Source organism: Microbacterium sp. (assembly GCF_035277845.1).
In the GTDB taxonomy this organism is placed as follows: Bacteria; Actinomycetota; Actinomycetes; order Actinomycetales; family Microbacteriaceae; genus Microbacterium.
In genome coordinates this window covers 1-5514 of sequence record NZ_DATEJS010000038.1, presented here as the reverse complement: position 1 = coordinate 5514, position 5514 = coordinate 1, and the positions used below count along the sequence as shown (strand labels likewise).

Annotated in this window: 5 protein-coding genes and 1 pseudogene; 2 read left to right on the top strand and 4 right to left on the bottom strand. The window is 71.1% G+C overall.

Features of this window, described 5'->3' with window-relative positions:
• The 4 genes and pseudogenes from VJR25_RS01400 to VJR25_RS01385 all read right to left on the bottom strand — a co-directional run.
• Window positions 1-341, bottom strand: a pseudogene (locus VJR25_RS01400) (N-acetylglucosamine-6-phosphate deacetylase); the annotation flags it as partial.
• Window positions 342-345: 4 nt separating this feature from the next.
• Entirely contained in the window at window positions 346-1137 is a 792-nt protein-coding gene (gene nagB / locus VJR25_RS01395; protein ID WP_324111751.1) for a glucosamine-6-phosphate deaminase, read from the bottom strand.
• A 21-nt stretch (window positions 1138-1158) separates the two neighbouring features.
• Complete coding sequence (locus tag VJR25_RS01390) at window positions 1159-2100, bottom strand: N-acetylglucosamine kinase (RefSeq protein WP_324111750.1); 942 nt, start codon at window positions 2098-2100, stop codon at window positions 1159-1161.
• Window positions 2100-3572, bottom strand: a complete 1473-nt coding sequence (locus tag VJR25_RS01385; protein ID WP_324111747.1) for a sugar porter family MFS transporter — start codon at window positions 3570-3572, stop codon at window positions 2100-2102. Before VJR25_RS01385 ends, VJR25_RS01390 begins: the two co-directional genes overlap by 1 nt.
• Before the next feature lie 131 nt (window positions 3573-3703).
• Here VJR25_RS01385 and VJR25_RS01380 point away from each other — a divergent pair, with 131 nt between their 5' ends.
• Complete coding sequence (locus VJR25_RS01380; RefSeq protein WP_324111746.1) at window positions 3704-4438, top strand: GntR family transcriptional regulator; 735 nt, start codon at window positions 3704-3706, stop codon at window positions 4436-4438.
• 60 nt (window positions 4439-4498) lie between these two features.
• A complete protein-coding gene (locus VJR25_RS01375; RefSeq protein WP_324111744.1) occupies window positions 4499-5197 on the top strand; it encodes a metal-dependent transcriptional regulator in 699 nt (232 codons plus the stop codon).
• Window positions 5198-5514: the final 317 nt, after the last annotated feature.

Below are 5514 nucleotides of genomic sequence, written 5' to 3'. Positions count from 1 at the left end.
TCCACGAGGCGCGTCAGCAGGTCGACCTGCGCGCGCAGTCGCTGCGGGTCCGCGGTGACGAGGCTCGCCATGCTGGTGGTGGTGCCGTGCGCGAAGTGCACCTCACGGGCGCGCCGCACGGACTCCTCGTCGAGGTCGGTGTAGTCGCCGCCCCCGCCGCCGTGCACGTGCATGTCGACGAACCCCGGGACGACGATGCCGTCGTCGTACGCGATGTCGGCGGGTCGCGGCGGCCGGCCGGAGCCCACCGCCACGACGCTGCCACGGGCATCCGTCTCGATCCAGCCGGGGCAGTGCACCGCCGTCGCGGTGGCCACGCGCCCGGCGGCTATCACCGGCATCCGCTCAGTCCTCGTAGCGCTGCCAGGCGGGCAGGTGGGCGTATGTGTGCCGGTAGTAGTCGGCGAGCTGCAGGCGGGCGGCGGCATCCTCGTCGACGACGACGGTGGCGTCCGGGTGCAGCTGCAGCGCGCTGCCGGGGCACATGCTGGACAACGGCCCCTCGACCATCGCCGCGACCGCGTCGGCCTTGCCCGCGCCGGTGGCGACCAGCACGAGCCGGTGCGCGTCGAGGATGGTGGCGAGGCCCTGCGTGAGGCAGTGGGTGGGCACCTGGTCGAGGTCGTCGTCGAAGAAGCGGGCGTTGTCCGCTCGGGTGCGCGGGGCGAGCGTCTTGATGCGGGTGCGCGACGCGAACGATGACGTCGGCTCGTTGAAGCCGATGTGCCCGTTCGCCCCGATGCCGAGGATCTGGATGTCGACTCCGCCGGCCTCCCTGATCATGCGCTCGTAGTCGGCGCAGGCGCGTGCGATGTCGCTCGCCGCGCCGTCCGGCACGTGCACGAGTGCGGGGTTCAGACCCAGGCGCTCGGTGACCTCGCGCCGGATGACGGCGTGGTAGCTCTGCTCGTGGGCGTAGTCGATGCCGACGTACTCGTCGAGGGCGAAGGCGCGCACGGCGGAGAAGTCGAGTTCGCCGGCCGTCGCACGCCGTTCCAGCTCGGCGTAGATGGCGAGGGGCGACGAGCCGGTGGCGACGCCGAGCACGGCGTCGGCTTTGTCGCGGACGACCTTGGCGACCTTCGCGGCGGCGACGCGGCCGACCTGTTCTGCGGTGGGGACGATGACAACCTGCATGGGATCGCTTCCTGTGTGGATTCAGACGGAGAGGGTGAGCAGTTCGGTCGCGAGGCGCACGGCGCCTTCGACCGGGGCGGCGGTGAGGATCTCGAGTTCGTCGATGCCGCGGGCGGCGAGTCGCTCGCGCACGGCTTGCTGCAGCAGCGGCTGGTGCACCGCCTGTCCGCCGGCGAGCACGACCGGTCCCGGCAGTCCGAGCCGCAAGGCGACGCTGGTGGCCAGGTGCGTGAGGGCGTCCGCGGCGGAGGCCACGATCGCCGCGCTCACGGGCTCCCGGTCGGCGGCGAGCTCGAAGACGATGCGCGCACGTCCGGCCCAGTAGCGACGCTCCGGGTTCGCGTAGAAGTGGTCGAGGATGTCTGCCGGGTCCTGCAGGCCGCAGTCGGCCGCGAGCTGCTGCGAGAGCCGGTCGGCCGGTTCGCCCAGGTCGACGCGCTCGAGCGCGTGGCGAACGGCCTGCCGGGTGACCCAGTAGCCGCTGCCCTCATCGCCGAGCAGGTAACCCCAGCCCCCGGCGCGGGCGGTGCGGCCCGTGGCATCCCGCCCCCAGCCGGCCGATCCGGTGCCGGAGATCACGGCGACGCCGGTGGTGCGGCCGGCCGCGGCCAGCAGCAGCTCGGAGTCGTGCACCACCCGGATGGCCGCATTCGGCGCCCGCAGGGTGAGCAGGGTCCGGAACCGCTCCTCGCCGCCGGGGGAGTCCGCCCCGGCCACTCCGGCGCAGATCGCCGAGATCGGCGCGGAGCCCAGCTGTGCGAACACGATGCCGAGCTGCCGGGACGCCTCCTCGACGCCGACCGAGGCCGGGTTGGCGGAGCCTGCCAGGATGTCGGCGATCACCGTGCGGCCGTCGCTCAGCACCGCGTGGGTCTTCGAGCCGCCGACGTCGATGCCGAGGACCAGGCCCGGGGCGACGGAGCCGGCGGCCGCCGGCCCCGTCGCGGATCCGTGATCCTGCATCAGTCGTCGCCCTGGGGCGCGGCGGGAGCGGTCGCCTCGGCCGGGGTGGGCCACGTGCCGCCGTTCTCCCAGAAGAGGCGGATGTCGTCGAGCGGGCGACCCTTGGTCTCGGGGGCGAACTTGAGCACGAAGAGGAAGGCGAGGATCGCGAATCCGCCGAGCACCGCGAAGGTCCCGCCGCCGCCGAGCACCTGCAGCATCGGCAGGAACGCGACGCCGATGACGTAGTTGGCGACCAGGTCGCTGGTGAGCATCGTGGACGAGCCCGCGCCGCGCAGGTGCGACGGGAAGGTCTCGCCGGCGTACACCCACACCAGGGCGCCGAAGCCGCACGTGAACCCGATGTTGAAGAGCATCAGCCCGATGAAGCCGAGCATCGCGTACACGCCGGTGAGGTGGACGTTCGTGGGGTCGGTCTGTCCCGCGGCGCCGGCGGCGAAGGTGTACACCATGAGGGCGCCCGCGACGATCATGATGCCGATGCCGGTGAGCAGCACGGGGCGGCGGCCGAACCGGTCGACCACGGACATCGAGACGAACACGGCGATGAGGCCGGCGACCTGCACGAGGACGGGGATGCCGAAGATCGCCGCGGTGTCGGTGGGAGGGAAGCCCATCGCCTTGATGATCTGCGGGCTGTAGTAGACGATCGCGTTGATGCCGGTGATCTGCACCGCGAAGCCGAGGAGGATCACGAAGATCGTGGCGCGGCGGTAGGGGCGGGTCACCATCTGCTTGAGGATGGAGGCGCCGGTCTTCTTCGAGGTGGCGGCCTCGGCGAGGTCCTGCTCCATGCTGTTGAGCTCGACGTGGGTGTCGGCGGCGGGATCGATGCGCTCCAGCACGCGGGCGGCGTCGGCGCGGCGGCCGCGCATCATGTACCAGCGCGGGGTGTCCGGCAGGCGCACCAGCAGGATCGTGATGATGACGCCGGGGATCGCCGCGGCGCCCAGCATCAGGCGCCAGCTGCCGGTGCTGGAGAGGGCCCACGCCACGATGTAGCCGAAGATGATGCCGGTGACGGTGGCGACCTGGTAGAGCACCAGCAGGGCGCCGCGGATGTTGATCGGCGAGGACTCCGCCACGAACATCGGCACGACCACGATCGAGATGCCGACCGCGAGGCCGAGCAGCACGCGGAAGACGGCGAGCGAAGGCACGTCCCAGGCGAGGCCGGACAGCAGCGAGAAGACGGTGAAGAGGGCGGCGACCGTCACCATCATCCGCTGACGGCCGAAGCGGTTGGCGAGCCATCCGCCGGCGAGGGCGCCGGCGATCTCGCCGAAGATCACGTACGAGGTGAGCAGGCCCTTGTCCGCCGCCGAGGTGATGTGGAAGTCCTTCGCGATGAAGTCCAGGGCGCCGCCGATGTTCGACGAGTCGTACCCGTAGATGATGCCGACCATCGCGGCGGCCACCGCGACGAGGACGGCAAGCCTCGACGAGTGGCGGAAGTCTTTCAGAATGCCCACGTTGGCTCCTTCTGTGGTGGTCCGTCGTTGGTGTCCGGTTGGTCCAGATATGGTCTAGACCAATTCGTTGCCCTAAGATTGGCATAGACCAATTTGGTTTGTCAAGAGGGTGAGCAAAATACGGAGCGGCCATGCGAGTGCCCAAGTACTACACCTGCAAACTCCGCCTGCTGGCGCTGATCGACGGCGCGGCGGCCGGAACGATGCTGCCCACCGAGCGTGAGCTCGCAGAGCGGTTCGAGACGTCCCGCACCACCGTGCGGCAGGCTCTGACCGAACTCGTCTCGGAGGGGCGGCTCGACCGCGTGCAGGGACGCGGCACCTTCGTCGCCGAGCCCAAGGTCGTCCACGTGCGCCAGCTCACCTCCTTCAGCGAGGACCTCGGCGACCGGGACACCCGCAGTGAGCTGATCGCTTTGGGCGAGGATGACGCGGATGCCGCCACGGCCGCGCATCTGGGGCTCGAGGCCGGGGCAGCCGTGCAGTGCATCGAGCGGGTGCGCTGGGTGGGCGACGAGCCGCTCGCGCATGAGACGGCCCGGCTCCCGGGTGCGCTCGCGGTCGCCGCGGAGGAGCTGGGCGAGCACGGGTCGCTCTACCGCACCCTGCGCGAGCGTCACGGGGTGTCGATCGTCGGCGCCGACGACGAGGTGGAGACGGCGCTCGCGTCACCGGAGGAGGCTCGCCTGCTCGGCACCGAGGTGGGGCAGCCCCTTCTGGTGGTGCATCGCACGGCCTGGGACGAGTCCGGTCGCATCGTCGAGTGGACGCGGTCCGTGTTCCGGGGCGACAGGTTCCGGTTCCAGGCGCGCGTGGGCTCCCGCCCGTCCGGCGACCGGGCGCCTGCGCAGGATAGGCTGGCCTGACCACCACGGCGTGCGGCATCCGGACCGCCGCAGAGATCGCCGAGCACACGAGACGAGCACATGACCGACCTCATCGACACCACCGAGATGTACCTGCGAACGATCTTGGAGCTCGAGGAGGAGGGCATCCCCCCGCTGCGTGCGCGCATCTCGGAGCGGCTCGGGCACTCCGGGCCCACCGTGTCGCAGACCGTCGGCCGCATGGAGCGCGACGGGCTCGTCGTGGTCTCGGAGGACCGTCGCCTGCTGCTGACCGACTCCGGCCGCCACAAGGCCGTCGACGTCATGCGCAAGCACCGCCTCGCCGAACGTCTGCTCAGCGACGTGATCGGGCTCGACTGGGCCTACGTGCACGAAGAGGCGTGCCGCTGGGAGCACGTGATGAGCGAGCTCGTCGAGCGGCGCCTGGTGGACCTGCTGGGGCATCCGACCGAGTCGCCGTACGGCAACCCGATCCCCGGTCTCGCCCAGCTCGGCGACTCGGCGACGTCTCCGGTCACGTTCGACCAGGGTGTCGTCGGCCTCGTCCGCAAGCTCGACGCCGAAGGCGGGCCCGTGCGCGGCACCGTGCGACGCCTCGCCGAGGTCGTGCAGGTGGATCCGGAACTGCTGCGCCAGCTGCGCGACGCGGGCGTCGTGCCCGGCGCGACCGGGGATTTCCGGTACAGCGAGGGCTACGTCCTGGTGCAGATCGACGGCGCCGACGGCGGGCTCGAGCTGCCCCCCGAGGTGGCGTCGCACATCTTCCTGCTGGCGTGACCGCGCTCCCAGGAGCGTGACAATTCCGTTACATTCCGGTAGCGTGGGGGCGTCCACAGGCGAAACCCCCGCCGACGGACCCCGCGCTGAGGTCTTCCCAGCTCGTCATCGGCGCGGTGACGCAAGAGTGATCCGGTACGCCGAACGGATCGCACCCGAGCAGATTCCGACGAGCCTGCCCCCGTCGCCCCCGATACCGACGGAGGGGTAGAGGCCGCGGAGGTCACGCTTGACTGAAGAGAACCCCCTGTCCGTCCACGGCGCTGAGCGGGCGGTGCGAACGCGCCGTGGCGCGCAGCTCGCCACCGCGGGCACCC

Coding starts and splice junctions, on each gene's coding strand:
- VJR25_RS01380 (WP_324111746.1), top strand. CDS start 3,704: ATGCGAGTGCCCAAGTACTACACCTGCAAACTCCGCCTGCTGGCGCTG.
- nagB (WP_324111751.1), bottom strand. CDS start 1,137: ATGCAGGTTGTCATCGTCCCCACCGCAGAACAGGTCGGCCGCGTCGCC.
- VJR25_RS01375 (WP_324111744.1), top strand. CDS start 4,499: ATGACCGACCTCATCGACACCACCGAGATGTACCTGCGAACGATCTTG.
- VJR25_RS01390 (WP_324111750.1), bottom strand. CDS start 2,100: ATGCAGGATCACGGATCCGCGACGGGGCCGGCGGCCGCCGGCTCCGTC.